Consider the following 13,754-nt stretch of genomic DNA (forward strand, 5'->3'; position numbering starts at 1 on the left):
TGCCCAAGACCGTCGTTCCGTTGGGCTTGTTCCTCAGCCCGCGTCCACCGCCAACGCACCCAGCGCACTGGCCTTGATGCGCTCCTTGGCCTTTTCGCAGGCGCCACCGCAATCCAGGCGCGAGGCCTCCAGCTGCGGTGGCAGATGTTCGGCCAGGAAGTCGATGAATACCCGAACCGCCGGCAGCAGGCCGCGGCGCGAGGCGAACACGGCATGGCACACGCCCTGCGGCAGCGACCAGTCCGGCAGCACCACTTCCAGCTCGCCATTGCGCACAGCATCAGCGCAGACGGTTTCCGGCAGCATGGTGATGCCGAAACCGTCCTTCACCATGCTCTGCAGCAGCGGGAAGTCGAAACCGGCCACGCGCGGCTGCAGGTCCACCCGGCGCACCGCGCCTTCCGGTCCGTGCAGTTCCCAGCGCTGGCGCGCCTCGTCCTCACTGATGCTGAGGGTGACGTGGTTTGCCAGTTCTTCCGGGTCCTTCGGCCGACCGGCGCGGTCGAGGTACTTCGGGCTGGCCACCAGCAGTTCCTGCACCTGGCCGAAGCTGCGCATCACCAGGCTGCCGTCGTCATCCAGGCGCGAACGCACGCGCAGGGCCACGTCGTAGCCTTCGTTGATGATGTCCACGCGGCGGTTGCTGATGTTCAGCTGCAGCCGCACCTTCGGGTACTGCTCGAGGAACTTGGGCAGCAGCTTGGGCAGCTGCATCTGCGCCAGCGATACCGGCACGCTGGCGCGCACCAGACCGCGTGGCTCGGCGCTGAGGCGGTCCACCACCTCGCGCGCGGCCTGCGCCTCGGCCAGCATGGTCTGGGCGTGGCGGTGCACGCTGGTACCGACGTCGGTGACGGCAAAGCGGCGCGTGGAGCGCTGCAGCAGGCGCACGCCCAGGTCGGTTTCCAGCTGGCTGATGCGGCGGCTAAGGCGCGACTTGGGGATGCCCAGTGCGCGCTCAGCGGCGGCGAAACCGCCGTGGTCAACCACCATCGCGAAGTAGTACAGATCATTCAGGTCATGCATACCCGAGTTCCATTAGTAGAACAATACGTGGCATTCAACCACCTTTATCCCGCCCTTGCAACAACCTATTGTTCTCTCCGTCGGCGGCAAGCCCGCCACCTCTCCCGAACATAGGTACTGCCATGAAGCTTCTGCACATCGACGCCAGCGTGCTTGGCGACAACTCCGTCTCCCGCCACCTGACCGCCGCCGTGGTGGCCCAGTTCAAGCAACAGATCGACGGCCTGCAGGTTGATTATCGCGATCTTGACGCCAATCCGGTACCGCATCTGCGCAGCGGTTCGCTGGCCAAGACCGATCCGGCCGAGGCCGCCGATGCTGAACAGGTGCTCGAGCAGTTCCTGGCTGCCGACATCGTGGTGATCGGCGCGCCGATGTACAACTTCAGCGTGCCCTCCACCCTGAAAGCCTGGATCGACCGCGTGGCGGTGGCCGGGCGCACCTTCAAGTACACCGAGAACGGCCCGGTGGGCCTGGCCGGTGGCAAGCGGGTGATCGTGGTCAGCAGCCGTGGCGGCATCTACACCGATTCGCCGGCCGACTTCCAGGAGCCCTTCCTGCGCCAGACGTTCGCCTTCTGGGGCATCAACGACATCGAGTTCGTGCGTGCCGAGGGCATTGCCTATTCGCCGCAGCACCGCGAAGACGCGATTGCCGGTGCGCTGGCATCGCTGCCGTCGCACGAGGCGGCGGAAGTGGCGGCGGCGTAATGCGTTCCAGCGTTCGGCGCCTCTCTCCCTCGTCTGGGCGCTGAACGCGGGCCGGGATTCCCTCCCCCATCCCGGCCCACCCTACCCTGGCGGCCCTGCTCTTGCGGGGCCGTCTTTTTTTGCCACCATGGCGCGATGAACTACATCGTGACGGCTGCGCATCGCAGCGAGTTTCCGCACCCCATCACCCTGCACCGTGGGCAGGCGCTGGTGGTGGGTGAGCGTTATGAAGGGCCCGAGGGCTGGGAAGACTGGTTTCTGTGCGAGGCCGAGGGGCAGCAGCCCGGGTTCGTTCCGGCGCCGGTGATCGGTCGTGATGCGCAGGGCGGCGCGTTTGCCACGGAGGACTACTGCGCGCGGGAGCTGGATGTGGACCCGGGGCAACCGTTGCGGGGTGTGCGCACGCTCAATGGGTGGGCGTGGTGTGTGCCGGAGAGTGGGGAGGCGGGCTGGGTGCCGCTGGAGAAGCTGCGCGTAGTGGGTTGATGGATTGCGCTATCCACGCATGGCGTGGATCTACTGCAAAGCCTCGGGCCCCCAGCGCATGGATGCAGCACCGCCCAGTTGATCCACGCCATGCGTGGATGTCGCACCGCCTCAGTAGATCCACGCCATGCGTGGATGAGGTGCCGACATGGCCGGCCCCCATCAGAACGCCGCCGGGCATGGCCCGGCGCTACCGGTTGATCAACCGATGGTGTCGATACCGCCCATGTACGGGCGCAGCGCTTCCGGCACGGTGATGCTGCCGTCGGCGTTCTGATAGTTCTCCATCACCGCGATCATCGCGCGGCCCACGGCCACACCCGAGCCATTCAGCGTATGTGCCAGCTCCGGCTTGCCGGTGGCCGGGTTGCGCCAGCGGGCCTGCATGCGGCGGGCCTGGAAGTCGCCACAGTTCGAGCACGAGGAGATCTCGCGGTAGGTCTCCTGCGACGGAAGCCAGACTTCCAGGTCGTAGGTCTTGATGGCCGAGAAGCCCATGTCGCCGGTGCACAACAGGACCTTGCGGTACGGCAGGCCCAGCTTTTCCAGCACCACTTCGGCACAGCGGGTCATGCGCTGGTGCTCGGCGTCGCTGTCTTCCGGCCGGCAGATCGAGACCAGCTCGACCTTCTCGAACTGGTGCTGGCGGATCATGCCGCGCACGTCACGACCACCGCTGCCGGCTTCGGAACGGAAGCACAGCGAGTGGGCGGTCATGCGCAGCGGCAGGCGCTCGGCGTCGAGGATCTCGTCGCGGGCGATGTTGGTCAGCGAGATTTCCGAGGTCGAGATCAGGTAACGCTTCTGCTCACCCAGCTGGGTGATGAACATGTCCTCTTCGAACTTGGGCAGCTGGCCGGTGCCGTACAGGCTGTCGGCGTTGACGATCACCGGCACGTTGGTTTCCTGGTACGCGTGCTCGCCGCTGTGCAGGTCGAGCATGAACTGGGCCAGGGCACGGTGCAGGCGCGCGATCGGGCCACGCAGCACGGTGAAGCGCGAGCCGGACAGCTTGGCCGCGGTCTCGCCGTCCAGCCACTTGTTGCGCGCGCCCAGTTCGACGTGGTCGAGCACCTTGAAATCGAACTGGCGCGGGGTGCCCCAGCGCGACTGCTCGACGTTCTCGCTCTCGTCGGCGCCGGCCGGCACGTCATCGGCGGGGATGTTCGGGATGCCCATCGAGATCGTGTCGATCTTCTCGCGCAGCTCGTCCAGGGCCACTTCCGAGGCCTTCAGCTCATCGGCGAAGGCAGCCACCTCGGCCATGATGGCCGAAACGTCCTCGCCCTTGGCCTTGGCTTGGCCGATGGCCTTGGAGCGGCTGTTGCGCAGGCTCTGCAGCTCCTGGGTACGCACCTGGATGCGCTTGCGATCCGCCTCCAGTGACTCCAGGGCAGACACGTCGAGCTCGAAGCCGCGGCTGGTGCGCAGGCGTTCGGCGAGGTCGGCGGGCTGGTGGCGGAGCAGGGCTGGATCAAGCATGGCAGGCGTCGTGGTGGGTAACAGGAACGGGATTATCGCCTGTTATACGGAATTCTGCCGCCCGGTTCATTCCGGCCGTGGCAGAATCGAGGCATTCCGTACTGGTCTGGTCCATGTCTGCTCCCCGTCCGTCGCCTGCCAAGTCGTTCACCGTGCATATCCCGCGCAACGCCCTGAAGATCGCCGGCATTGCCTTCGGCGTGGGCATCCTGCTGTTCGTGCTGGTCTGGCTGACCGGTCGCGACAAGGAGTTCTTCCGCGCCGACCCGGCCGCACAGACACCGCAGGAAACCGCGCAGGTGGAACCGCTGCCCGAGCCGCTGGCTGCGGCCGCAGGTTCCAGCGACATGCCCGACGCCAAGCCGGCCCCGGTGCCGGACGAAGAAGATGCGCCGAAGCTGGTGGAAACCGCCCCGCCCCCGCCGCCGGCCACGGTTGAGCCAGCCCCGGCCGCGCCGGGCACTGCGGCGCCGGCAACCGCCAATGCGCAGCCGATGCCGATTGCCGGCCAGTCGCCGCCGCCGGCCTACCCGGCCGCCGCCCTGCGACGCGGTGAAGCGGGCAGCGTGGTGGTGCGCGTGGAGGTGGACGCCACCGGATACCCGAACAACGTGACGGTGATCCAGCGCAGCGGTTCGCGCGAACTGGACCGTGCGGCAACGGACGCGGTGCGTCGCTGGCGCTTCAGCCCGGCAGTGAGCAATGGCCAGCCGGTGCCCGGCAGCATTGAAGTGCCGTTCGATTTCAAGCCGCAGTAACTGAACGCTTCCCCGCAGAAAAGCTGAACCTTGCAGGTCGCGTTGACGCAATGCTGACACGGTGCGACGCCCCCTCGGGCAACACTCTGGGCGTCGTTACTGACGCGAGGAGTTTGCGATGACTGCCACCACCCACGAAAACCTTCATTCCCCGCAACTGCAGCAGGATGGCGCGCTTGCGCCCCGCTCGGCCTCTCCTTGGTTGTGGCTGGCCCTGATCGTGGCGATGTTCGCCGCCGCGCTGGTCTGGCTGCGCTTCGCCAATCATGACGAGGTTGCGCCAGCGCCGGTAAGCGAGCGCATGCTGCCGGCCACCGAAACGCCGGTTGCCACCACGCCTGCCCCCGCGACGCGCCACGCCGCGCCCGCGCAGAGCGAGCGCAAGGCGGCTCCGGCCGTACGCAACCGTGAGGCGCGTCCGCTGGCCAGCAACAGCATGCCCAGCTATCCGGCCGCCGCGCTGCGTAGTGGCGTGCAGGGCAGCGTAGTTGCCAGCTTGAACGTGGATACCCGCGGCAACGTGACCAATGCGGCGATCGTGTCGCGCAGCGGCGAACGCAGCCGCGACCTGGACCGCGCCGTGCTGAATACCGTGCAGGGCTGGAAGTTCGAGCCGGCGGTGCAGCAGGGCCGTGCCGTGGCCAGCGTGGTGCGTGTACCGGTGGATTTCCGTACCGAGCGTTGATCGTCGGTAGCATCTGAAATGAAAACGGAGGCTTCGGCCTCCGTTTTTTTGTGCGCAGAGGCGTGCCAACCAAGGTTGGCACCTACCCGGCCATGTGATCCGCCAGGCCACGCCCGGCGGATGCGGTGCCGATCAGGCCAGATTGAAGCCGGCGCTGCGGGCCAGGCCGTCGAAGTCCGGGAAGGACGTCGCGACGTTGGCGATGTCGTTGATGCGCACTTCGCCATGGCTGATCTGGCCGGCAATGGCGAAGGCCATGGCGATCCGATGATCGCCGTGGCTTTCAATGGTGCCACTGCCAAGCGCTACGCCGCCGTGCAGGGTGGCGCCATCTTCGGTTTCGTCCACCTGCATGCCCAGCGCGCGCAGGCCGGTCGCCATGGCCGCCAGACGATCGGATTCCTTCACCCGCAGTTCGGCAGCGCCGGTCACCACGGTCTGCCCTTCAGCGGCGGCGGCGGCCACGAACAGGGCCGGGAATTCGTCGATCATGTCCGGCACCAGTTCCTCCGGAATGCGCGCGCCCTTCAGCGGCGCGTAGCGCACCACCAGATCGGCCACCGGCTCGCCGCCCTGCTCTGCCGGGTTCTCTTCGGTGATGTCCGCGCCCATCAGGCGCAGCGCGTGCAGCAGGCCGGTACGGCGCGGATTGAGGCCGACCTGCTTCAGGCGCAGCTCGGAACCGGGAATGATGCTGGCCGCGACCAGGAAGAACGCGGCCGAGGAGAAGTCGGCCGGCACCACGATGTCGGTCGCGCGCAGGCGCTGGCCGCCACGCAGGCGCGCCTTGCCCGGCGAGAACGCGATGTCCACGCCGAACGCGGACAACATGCGCTCGGTGTAGTCGCGGGTCGGGTGCGGTTCTGTCACGCTGGTCTCGCCATGCGCGTACAGGCCGGCCAGCAGCACGGCGGACTTGATCTGCGCACTCGCCACCGGCGAGGCAAAGTCGATGCCGTGCAGTGTCTGCCCGCCATGCACGTGCAGCGGTGGCGTGCCGTCTGCCTCGGTGTCGATCTTCGCACCCATCTGCGACAGCGGACCGGTGACGCGGCGCATCGGACGGCCGGACAGCGATTCGTCGCCGACCAGCGTGCTGTCGAATGCCTGACCGGCCAGCAGGCCGGCGAGCAGACGCATGCCGGTGCCGGCGTTGCCGCAGTCCAGCGGTGCGCTGGGTGCCTGCAGGCCGTCGATGCCGACGCCATGCACGATGCGCTGCGACGCGCTGGGGGTTTCGATGCGCACGCCCAGCTGGCTGAAGATGCGCGCGGTAGCGCGGGTGTCTTCGCCTTCCAGGAAGCCTTCGATATGCGAGGTGCCATCGGCCAGCGCGGCGAACATCACCGAGCGGTGCGAGACCGACTTGTCGCCGGGAATGGTCAGGCTGCCCTGCAGGGGCTGGCCCTTGCGGGCGATCCAGTGCTGCGCGTTGCTCATCGTTGAATGGTTCCGTAAACGCCGGGTCGCCGGCGGTGCATCAGGGGCGGCGGCCGTAGCCGCCGCAGCAGGGATCAGGGCACGGCCACCGGATAGGAGCCAAGCACCTTGATCTGCGCCGAGTGCGCTTCCAGTTCGGCCAATGCGGCCTGCATCGGCGCGTCGTCGATATGGCCAGCCAGATCGATGAAGAAGCCGTATTCCCACTTGCCGTGGTGCGAGGGACGCGACTCGATGCGGTTCATGCTGATGCCATGGCGCGCGAACGGGCTGAGCACATCGAACAGCGCGCCAGGCTTGTCATGGATGAACACCAGTACCGAAGTACGGTCGTGGCCGGAGGTCGGGAAGATGTTGCGGCCCACCACCAGGAAACGGGTGGTGTTGTCGGCATCGTTCTGGATCGGCTTGGTGACGACCTTCTTCAGGCCGTACACGTGGCCGGCGCTCTCGCCGCCGATGGCTGCAGCGTCGTCGGCATTGCGCGCACGGCGCGCGCCTTCGGCGTTGCTGGCCACCGGGATCTTCTCGGCCTTGGGCAGGTTGGCGCGCATCCATGCCGAGGTCTGCATGAACGACTGCGGATGGCCGTAGACGCGTTCGATGTCTTCGATGCGGCCACTGCGCGACATCAGGTACTGCTGCACGCGCAGTTCCACTTCGCCGCAGATCTTCAGGTTGGAGGTGAGGAACATGTCCAGGGTGATCTGGATGGTGCCCTGCCCCGAGTTTTCCACCGGCACCACGCCGAAATCGGCGTTGCCCGCTTCCACTTCCTGGAACACTTCTTCGATGCTGGCCATCGGCAGGCCCAGCGCCGAGCGGCCGAAGTGCTTGAGTACGGCCTGCTGGCTGAAGGTGCCTTCCGGGCCGAGGTAGCCGATCTTCAACGGCTCCTGCTGGGCCAGGCAGGCCGACATGATTTCGCGGTAGACATGCACCAGCAGTTCATCGCTGAGCGGGCCTTCGTTGCGGTCCACCACCATGCGCAGCACCTGCGCTTCGCGCTCGGGGCGGTAGTAATCGACGGCGGCGGCGAGCTTGCCCTTGGCCTTGCCGACCTGGTGCGCGAACTGTGCGCGCTCGGCGATCAGGCTCTGGATGTCACGATCGATCTGGTCGATCTTCGAACGCACATCGGCCAGTGCCAGTGGCGCCAGCGTCGGCACCGCGGTTGCCTTCGACTTGCCCTTGGGCTTGGAGGTGGCGCTGTCCTTGGCCGGTTCGGCCTTCTTCGACGCCTTCTTGCTGGGTTTGCTTGCCATCGGAATTCCTTGTTGCGGGGCGCGCACCCGACGATGCGCGCCGTTCATTGCTCAGCCGTGACGCTGCTGGAAATCGGCCATGAAGGCGACCAGCGCCTCGGCCCCGGCCAGCGGCATGGCGTTGTAGAGCGACGCACGGATGCCACCGACCACTTTGTGGCCCTTCAGCGCCAGCAGGCCGGCGGCCTTGGCTTCGGCGACGAAGCGGGCATCGAGGTCGGTGTTGGGCAGAAAGAACGGGATGTTCATCCGCGAGCGCGCCGAATGCGCGACCTCGTTGCGATAGAAGCCGCCGGAGGCATCGATGGCGCCGTACACCAGCGCGGCCTTGGCGGCGTTGCGCTTGGCGAACTCGACCACGCCGCCTTCGGCGAGCATCCACTTGAACACCAGGCCGGCCAGATACCAGTTCCAGGTGGGCGGCGTGTTGAGCATGGAATCGCGGGCGACGTGCGAGCGGTAATCGAAGATGTCCGCACGCGGCTGGCCACTGCGCTCCAGCAGGTCGCGTCGGATGATCATCACCGCGATGCCGACGGGGCCAAGGTTCTTCTGCGCACCGGCATAGATGACGCCGTAGCGGCGTACATCCAGCGGCTCGCTGGCGATGGACGAGCTGAAATCGGCCACCAGCGGCACGTTGCCGGTCTCGGGCACATCACGGAACTCGACGCCGTGGATGGTCTCGTTGGCGGTGATGTGCACGTAGGCAGCATCGGGCGACAGCTGCCAGCCGGCGCGCTCGGGCAGCTGGCGATAGCCTTCGGCCTCGCTGCTGGCGGCGATGTTGACGTCCACGTAGGGGCTGGCCTGTTTGACTGCGGTCTTGCCCCAGTGGCCGGTGACCACGTAGTCGGCACGCTGGCCGGGGCTGGCGAAGTTGAGCGGGATCAAGGCCTGCTGGGTGGTGGCGCCACCGGGCAGGAACAGCACCGCATAGTCCTCGGGGATGTCGAGCAGGCGACGCAGGTCGGCCTCGGCCTCGGCCGCCACGGACATGAATTCCGGTCCGCGATGGCTCATTTCCACGATGGAGGCACCGCTACCGTGCCAGTCCAGCATTTCCGCCTGCGCCTGGCGCAGGACCGATTCCGGCAACGTTGCAGGGCCGGCACTGAAGTTGAACGCGCGCGTCATGGCACACCTGTGGGGCAAGACCCCTAGTATGCCGCACTGCACCAGCCTTGCGGCCTTGTGGCGCAAGGGAAATTTGGTTGCATCCGTATCCATTGGCCGCGCGCGGTGCGGGGCCGTGCATGGTCTTGGTAGCCGCCAACCTTGGTTGGCGTACGCCGGCAGGCGTCATGGGTGCGGAGGGAACGTGCCAACCAAGGTTGGCATCTACCAGAGCGAAGGCCGGTAGCGCCGGGCCATGCCCGGCGGATGCGGTTCAGCGCGCGCCGAACCAGAGCAGCAGGCTGAGCACCGCCGCCAGCAGCAACGCACTGCCCAGCAGCCACGGCCAGCGGCGCACCCGACGCGGGGCCGCAGGCACCACGGGCGCCTGTTCGGCTTCGTCGCTGCCTTCGTCATCGGCCAGCGGCGGGCGCCGGCGCGGGTCGTGCGGCACTTCCAGCACGAACCGGTGCTGGCCATCGAACACCACCTGGTCGCCAGCCTGCAGCCAGCAGTGGCGCACGGCTACGCCGTTGACCCGGGTGCCATCGGCACTGCCCAGGTCACGCAGCAATACCCGCTCGCCGTGCACTTCCACCCGCGCGTGCTGTTCGGCGAAGGCAGGCTCATCGATCTCGATGTCGACATCGCTGCCACGACCGATCACCCGCGTGCGCGACAGCGGGTAGCTGCGGCCGTGATGCAGGCCACCGACACCGCGCAGCAGACGCTGCTCGTCACCGTTGCCTTCAATGCTGGCGGCCGGCGCCGGTGCCTGCAGCAGGGTGTCGACCTCGCCCTGCAGGACCATTTCCACGCCGTCCACGTATACCGCGTCGCCGGCGCGCAGCAGGGCCATGCGCCGTACTGGGCGGCCGTTCACATGGATGCCGCGGATACCGTTGCCGACCTGCAGCCAGAGGCCGCGATCATCCATGCAGAACTGCGCGAGCAGCAGCGCGCCGTTGCCGGCATCACCGAGGCGCACGCTGCCGTTTGCCTGGCGCACGATGCGCTGCACCCCGGGCCGTAGCGACTGGTCGGGCTGTTGTTGTTGACTGAAGTGAACTAGCAGGTTCTGCACGCGGCGCAGACTAGCAGGTTGGCCGCCCACGAAGAAGAACCTGCGATGAGCGCTTGGCGTGGGCGCTGTCGATGCGCACAATGCTCGCCCTCTCACTGATCCCCGCCCTGCGCCAGGAGCCTGCATGTCCACCATCGATGTCCGCCACGCCCATACCCTGCCCGACACCCAGGCGCGCGAGGCGATCGAACAGGTTGCCGCCAAGCTGGGCGAACGCTTCGGCCTGAAGTCGTCGTGGGCCGCCGACGTGTTGAACTTCTCCGGCAGCGGCGTGGACGGTGCGATCGAACTGCAGCCGGGCGCGGTGCGGGTGACGGCCAAGCTGGGCTTCCTGCTGTCGGCGATGAAGGGCATGGTGGAAAGCGAGATCCAGCGTGTGTTGAAGGAAAAGCTGGGCTGAACCTGCGCTGCGGCCATCACGGCCCAGCAACGTCGGCGCGCGCTACTCTCGGGGGTAGGCCCAACTCCCCCGGGGAATGCGATGAACCGTTACGAGAATGACGACCGCCGCGACGACGATGCCGGCTTCGGCGACCAGGCAGAGCGCTTTTCGCGCAAGCTGAGCGATTCGGCACAGCAGGTCTGGCTGGCCGGACTCGGTGCCTTGGGACGCGCGCAGGCAGAAGGGGGCCGTTTCTTCGATGGCCTGGTGAAGGAAGGCGAAGCCTGGGAAGCCCGCCGCCGTGAGCGTAGCGGCGAGCAGGAACCGGGCTGGCGCGACAACGTCGAGCACTCGCTGGACGAAGCACGCGAGAAGGCCTCTGGAACCTGGGACAAGGTCAACAAGGCATTCGATGAGCAGGTGCAGGGCGTGCTCAAGCGTCTGCACGTGCCGACCGCCGATCAGGTGACCGCGCTGGAAGCACGCATCGACGCGCTGACCGCGCGCCTGGCCAAGCTGGAACACCGCGCCTCCGCCGACGTCGATGCACCCTCGCCGGGCAGCCACCAGTCACCGGGCAGCACGCCCTGAACCGCCTTTGTTGCAACGCAATAAATTTTCGTTGACAATCGCGTAGAACCCGCCAATCGCTTCGGCTGCCGTTTGTTCCCTCCCCTCACGGCTTCAGGATTGGCGGGTTTTTCGTGTCTGGCGCGTGCGGATCTGCGGGCTGCATCACGCTTGCTGTCGGGGTCACCCTGACGCAATCAACCGGTCGGCCCTTTACACTGTGGGCTTCCGTTTTCGCCCCTTCCGTCGTCGCCCTGCATGCTTCCCTGGATTCTGGCCCTGCTGTCGGCCCTGCTTACCTGCACCCTGGCCACCGTCTATCTCTGGTGGTTCAAGCGCCGACGTACCGAAATGCAACTGGGCCTGCAGGCCCTGGCTGGCATGCACTGGCGCGAGTTTTCTACCCTGATCAAGCGCATGCTGCGCGAGCAGCGCGGCCTGCGTGAACTGCAGGACCCGAGCGAGGAAAGCCGCGAGCCGAGCAGCGATTTCCTGCTCAGCGACGGCCCGAACACCTGGCGGGTGTCCTGCAAGCACGGCCTGGCCTATCGCATCGGCACCGCTGCGGTGAACGAACTGGGCGCTGCCGCGCGACTGGCGGGCGCCAAGGGCGGCATGCTGATCACCGAAGGCCGGGTTGAGCGCGATGGCCTGGGCGCTGCTGAGAAGCAGGCGGTGGAAGTGATCGATGGGCCGCGCCTGTGGCCGCTGCTACAGCCCTACCTGCCGGCCGATGTTGACACCCGCGTGCGCGCGATCGCCCGCCATGAAGCGCTGCGCCGCATCGCCATCGCTGCGCTGGCTTCGGTGACCCTGGGCCTGCTGGTCGGGCTTGGCCTGCAGGGCCTGCGCACCGAACAAACAGACCCGACTCCGGCACCCGCCGTCGCGCCCGTGGCGGCCCCGGCTGCACAGCCGTTGCCGACGCCCGCCGCGCCGGACAAGGTTGCGGATGCGCCTGCCCAGTCGACTGCAGCAGCCGCGCCGGCACCGCAGAACGCCGACGACGCGCGCAGCAATCCCAACCCCGACGCTGCCACGCTGGACCGCTACCAGGCCGAACTGGCCCGCGCCCTGGCGGGGCAATCCGGCATCGCCAGCGGCGTCTGGCTGACCCGGCAGACGCTGGCGATCAACCGCACCGGTGAACTGGAAACGGTGTGGCCGCGCGTGTGCCAGGAAGTGCTGCGCTACCCCGCCCTGCGCAACGTGCGCGTGCAGCTCAACGCCCGCCCCGGCGTGGATGAGCCGGTGCGCTGGCGGCAGTGCGCGACGTATTGATGGGCGGAGGGGTATGGGGCCGGGCCCAAGCTCGGCCACCGCGTCGTCAGTCCTGTGCCGCCAGGTGCGCGATGTAACTTGAGCGCGACTCGCCGGCCGCCTTGGCCTGCGCATCCAGGCGCGCAAGGATGCGGCGCGGCAGGCTGATATTGACCCGCTCGATGGTGTCATCCAGCAAGGAAGGATCGATGCAGATGTAAGCGAGGATCCACGCGGTTGCTTCATCGGCCTCGGCAACCACCTTCTGCGCCGACGAAGGGCGCGGAATCGGGCGGCCTGCATCCAGCGCGGCATCGATCCATCCCAGTGCCGCCTCCTCAGCAGACGTCAACGCAGCGTCGAGCGTGTCGGCAGCCGAGAAGCAGCCGGGCAGATCCGGAACGATCACGCTCCACGCGGTACGTTCATCGCCGGCCTCGATCAAGACTGGATATCGCATGAGGGCTTCCTACGTCAGTCCCGCAAGCTTCCGCAATGCCTGTACCAACCCTTTTCCCAGATCCTTTTTGGGATGCGGAACGGTGATGATGTGAGGCCGGTGCGGATGCACGAACACATGATGGGATCCGCGGATCCGGCGACAGGACCAGCCCGCCGCTTCCAGCTCCCGGATAAGGTCCCCGCTCTTCATGCAGGAACCATACACATCGTACACACGCGACGACAGAGCGCAAGACGACAGCGCCTGCACCACCGCGGAGAACGGTGAGTCTGCCCCTATCGCGCCCCTGGCGCGAAGCGGGCAACCAGATCCCAAGCATCCCCCAGGAACATCTGACGCACGCGGGTGATCGGCTGTTCGCCGCGCCAGGTCAGGCGCTCGATCACCAGGCAGGCGGTGCCGGGCTTCACGTCCAGCAGCTTGGCGGTGGGCGCGTCGGCGCCCCAGGCGCTGATGCGGTGCTGGGCGCGCGTCCACGACACGTTCTGCAGCAGCCAGCTGCCCGGCGCGGTGGTACTGAAGTCCACCTCCAGCACCTCGGGCACGCCGACCGGGCTGATCAGACGATGCTCCAGCGCCAGCGGCCGGCCATCGGCCAGGTGCAGGCAGCGCATCGCCAGCAACTGCTCACTGCCGGCCAGTTCCACCTCACCAGCATTGGCTGCCTCGGCCAGGCGCAGTTCGCGCTGCAGCAGGCGGTAGCCGTACTGATGCCCGCGCGAGCCGACCTCCATCGCGATGTCCGGGATCTCCAGCGCCACCTGCTCCAGGTGCGGTGGCTGCCGGGCCACGAACGAACCCGCCCGGCGACGGCGCTCGATCATGCCGCTCTCGGCCAGCGCGGTCAGCACCTTGTTCACCGTCATCCGCGAGCAACCGTACTGCTCCATCAGCTCGTGCTCGTACGGAATACGGAAGCCCGGCGCCCACTCCCCGCTGAGGATGCGGCTTTCCAGGTCGCTGCGGATGCGCTGGTTGAGCGTGGCGGACTTGCTGGCCTTCACGTAGTGGGGTCTCGATGGTGGGA

General features: G+C 67.3%; 16 protein-coding genes. 7 read left to right on the plus strand and 9 right to left on the minus strand.

Annotated elements, in window-relative coordinates; all coding sequences use genetic code 11:
* Window positions 1-33 precede the first annotated feature (33 nt).
* Complete coding sequence (locus AC13GI_RS05015) at window positions 34-1,026, minus strand: LysR family transcriptional regulator (RefSeq protein ID WP_025878750.1); 993 nt, start codon at window positions 1,024-1,026, stop codon at window positions 34-36.
* Between the two features lie 122 nt (window positions 1,027-1,148).
* Between AC13GI_RS05015 and AC13GI_RS05020 the strand changes: the two genes are divergently transcribed.
* Together AC13GI_RS05020 and AC13GI_RS05025 are read left to right on the plus strand one after the other, a co-directional pair.
* Window positions 1,149-1,736 carry an FMN-dependent NADH-azoreductase gene (locus AC13GI_RS05020; protein WP_099820713.1) on the plus strand — a complete coding sequence of 196 codons (588 nt, stop codon included), beginning with the start codon at window positions 1,149-1,151 and terminating at the stop codon, window positions 1,734-1,736.
* 135 nt (window positions 1,737-1,871) lie between these two features.
* Entirely contained in the window at window positions 1,872-2,222 is a 351-nt protein-coding gene (locus AC13GI_RS05025) for an SH3 domain-containing protein (RefSeq protein WP_099820714.1), read from the plus strand.
* 201 nt (window positions 2,223-2,423) lie between these two features.
* Here the strand turns inward: AC13GI_RS05025 and serS are convergent, their stop codons facing one another.
* A complete protein-coding gene (gene serS, locus AC13GI_RS05030) occupies window positions 2,424-3,704 on the minus strand; it encodes a serine--tRNA ligase (protein WP_099820715.1) in 1,281 nt (426 codons plus the stop codon).
* 113 nt (window positions 3,705-3,817) lie between these two features.
* On the opposite strand from serS, the gene AC13GI_RS05035 reads away from it, so the two are divergent.
* Both AC13GI_RS05035 and AC13GI_RS05040 read left to right on the plus strand, forming a co-directional pair.
* Window positions 3,818-4,462 carry an energy transducer TonB gene (locus AC13GI_RS05035; RefSeq protein WP_025878754.1) on the plus strand — a complete coding sequence of 215 codons (645 nt, stop codon included), beginning with the start codon at window positions 3,818-3,820 and terminating at the stop codon, window positions 4,460-4,462.
* Window positions 4,463-4,580: 118 nt separating this feature from the next.
* Entirely contained in the window at window positions 4,581-5,147 is a 567-nt protein-coding gene (locus tag AC13GI_RS05040) for an energy transducer TonB (RefSeq protein ID WP_482995693.1), read from the plus strand.
* A 132-nt stretch (window positions 5,148-5,279) separates the two neighbouring features.
* Here AC13GI_RS05040 and aroA read toward each other — a convergent pair whose 3' ends face one another.
* The 4 genes from aroA to AC13GI_RS05060 all read right to left on the minus strand — a co-directional run bounded on the left by aroA (window position 5,280) and on the right by AC13GI_RS05060 (window position 10,052).
* The gene (gene aroA / locus AC13GI_RS05045) at window positions 5,280-6,587 is read right to left on the minus strand and encodes a 3-phosphoshikimate 1-carboxyvinyltransferase (protein ID WP_380651599.1); all 1,308 of its coding nucleotides are present in this window, start codon (window positions 6,585-6,587) and stop codon (window positions 5,280-5,282) included.
* A gap of 74 nt (window positions 6,588-6,661) precedes the next feature.
* Window positions 6,662-7,852, minus strand: coding sequence for a prephenate dehydratase (gene pheA, locus AC13GI_RS05050; protein WP_025878757.1), 1,191 nt, complete (start codon window positions 7,850-7,852; stop codon window positions 6,662-6,664).
* Window positions 7,853-7,903: 51 nt separating this feature from the next.
* Window positions 7,904-8,989 carry a 3-phosphoserine/phosphohydroxythreonine transaminase gene (gene serC / locus AC13GI_RS05055; RefSeq protein ID WP_380651603.1) on the minus strand — a complete coding sequence of 362 codons (1,086 nt, stop codon included), beginning with the start codon at window positions 8,987-8,989 and terminating at the stop codon, window positions 7,904-7,906.
* A 253-nt stretch (window positions 8,990-9,242) separates the two neighbouring features.
* Window positions 9,243-10,052: an FHA domain-containing protein gene (locus tag AC13GI_RS05060; protein WP_482995694.1), complete on the minus strand. Its 810-nt coding sequence runs from the start codon at window positions 10,050-10,052 to the stop codon at window positions 9,243-9,245.
* 124 nt (window positions 10,053-10,176) lie between these two features.
* Between AC13GI_RS05060 and AC13GI_RS05065 the strand changes: the two genes are divergently transcribed.
* The 3 genes from AC13GI_RS05065 to AC13GI_RS05075 all read left to right on the plus strand — a co-directional run bounded on the left by AC13GI_RS05065 (window position 10,177) and on the right by AC13GI_RS05075 (window position 12,285).
* Window positions 10,177-10,452, plus strand: a complete 276-nt coding sequence (locus AC13GI_RS05065; RefSeq protein WP_025876985.1) for a polyhydroxyalkanoic acid system family protein — start codon at window positions 10,177-10,179, stop codon at window positions 10,450-10,452.
* 81 nt (window positions 10,453-10,533) lie between these two features.
* Window positions 10,534-11,025: a phasin family protein gene (locus AC13GI_RS05070; RefSeq protein ID WP_482995695.1), complete on the plus strand. Its 492-nt coding sequence runs from the start codon at window positions 10,534-10,536 to the stop codon at window positions 11,023-11,025.
* A gap of 237 nt (window positions 11,026-11,262) precedes the next feature.
* Entirely contained in the window at window positions 11,263-12,285 is a 1,023-nt protein-coding gene (locus tag AC13GI_RS05075; RefSeq protein WP_482995696.1) for a restriction endonuclease, read from the plus strand.
* 46 nt (window positions 12,286-12,331) lie between these two features.
* On the opposite strand, the gene AC13GI_RS05080 is transcribed toward AC13GI_RS05075, so the two are convergent.
* The 3 genes from AC13GI_RS05080 to hutC form a co-directional block, all read right to left on the minus strand.
* Window positions 12,332-12,724, minus strand: coding sequence for a type II toxin-antitoxin system HicB family antitoxin (locus tag AC13GI_RS05080; RefSeq protein ID WP_482995697.1), 393 nt, complete (start codon window positions 12,722-12,724; stop codon window positions 12,332-12,334).
* A 9-nt stretch (window positions 12,725-12,733) separates the two neighbouring features.
* On the minus strand, window positions 12,734-12,916 hold the full coding sequence (locus tag AC13GI_RS05085; RefSeq protein ID WP_089236063.1) for a type II toxin-antitoxin system HicA family toxin: 183 nt from the start codon (window positions 12,914-12,916) through the stop codon (window positions 12,734-12,736).
* A gap of 86 nt (window positions 12,917-13,002) precedes the next feature.
* Complete coding sequence (hutC, locus tag AC13GI_RS05090; protein WP_059064582.1) at window positions 13,003-13,731, minus strand: histidine utilization repressor; 729 nt, start codon at window positions 13,729-13,731, stop codon at window positions 13,003-13,005.
* Window positions 13,732-13,754 lie beyond the last annotated feature (23 nt).

Source organism: Stenotrophomonas sp. 82F1 (assembly GCF_056861525.1).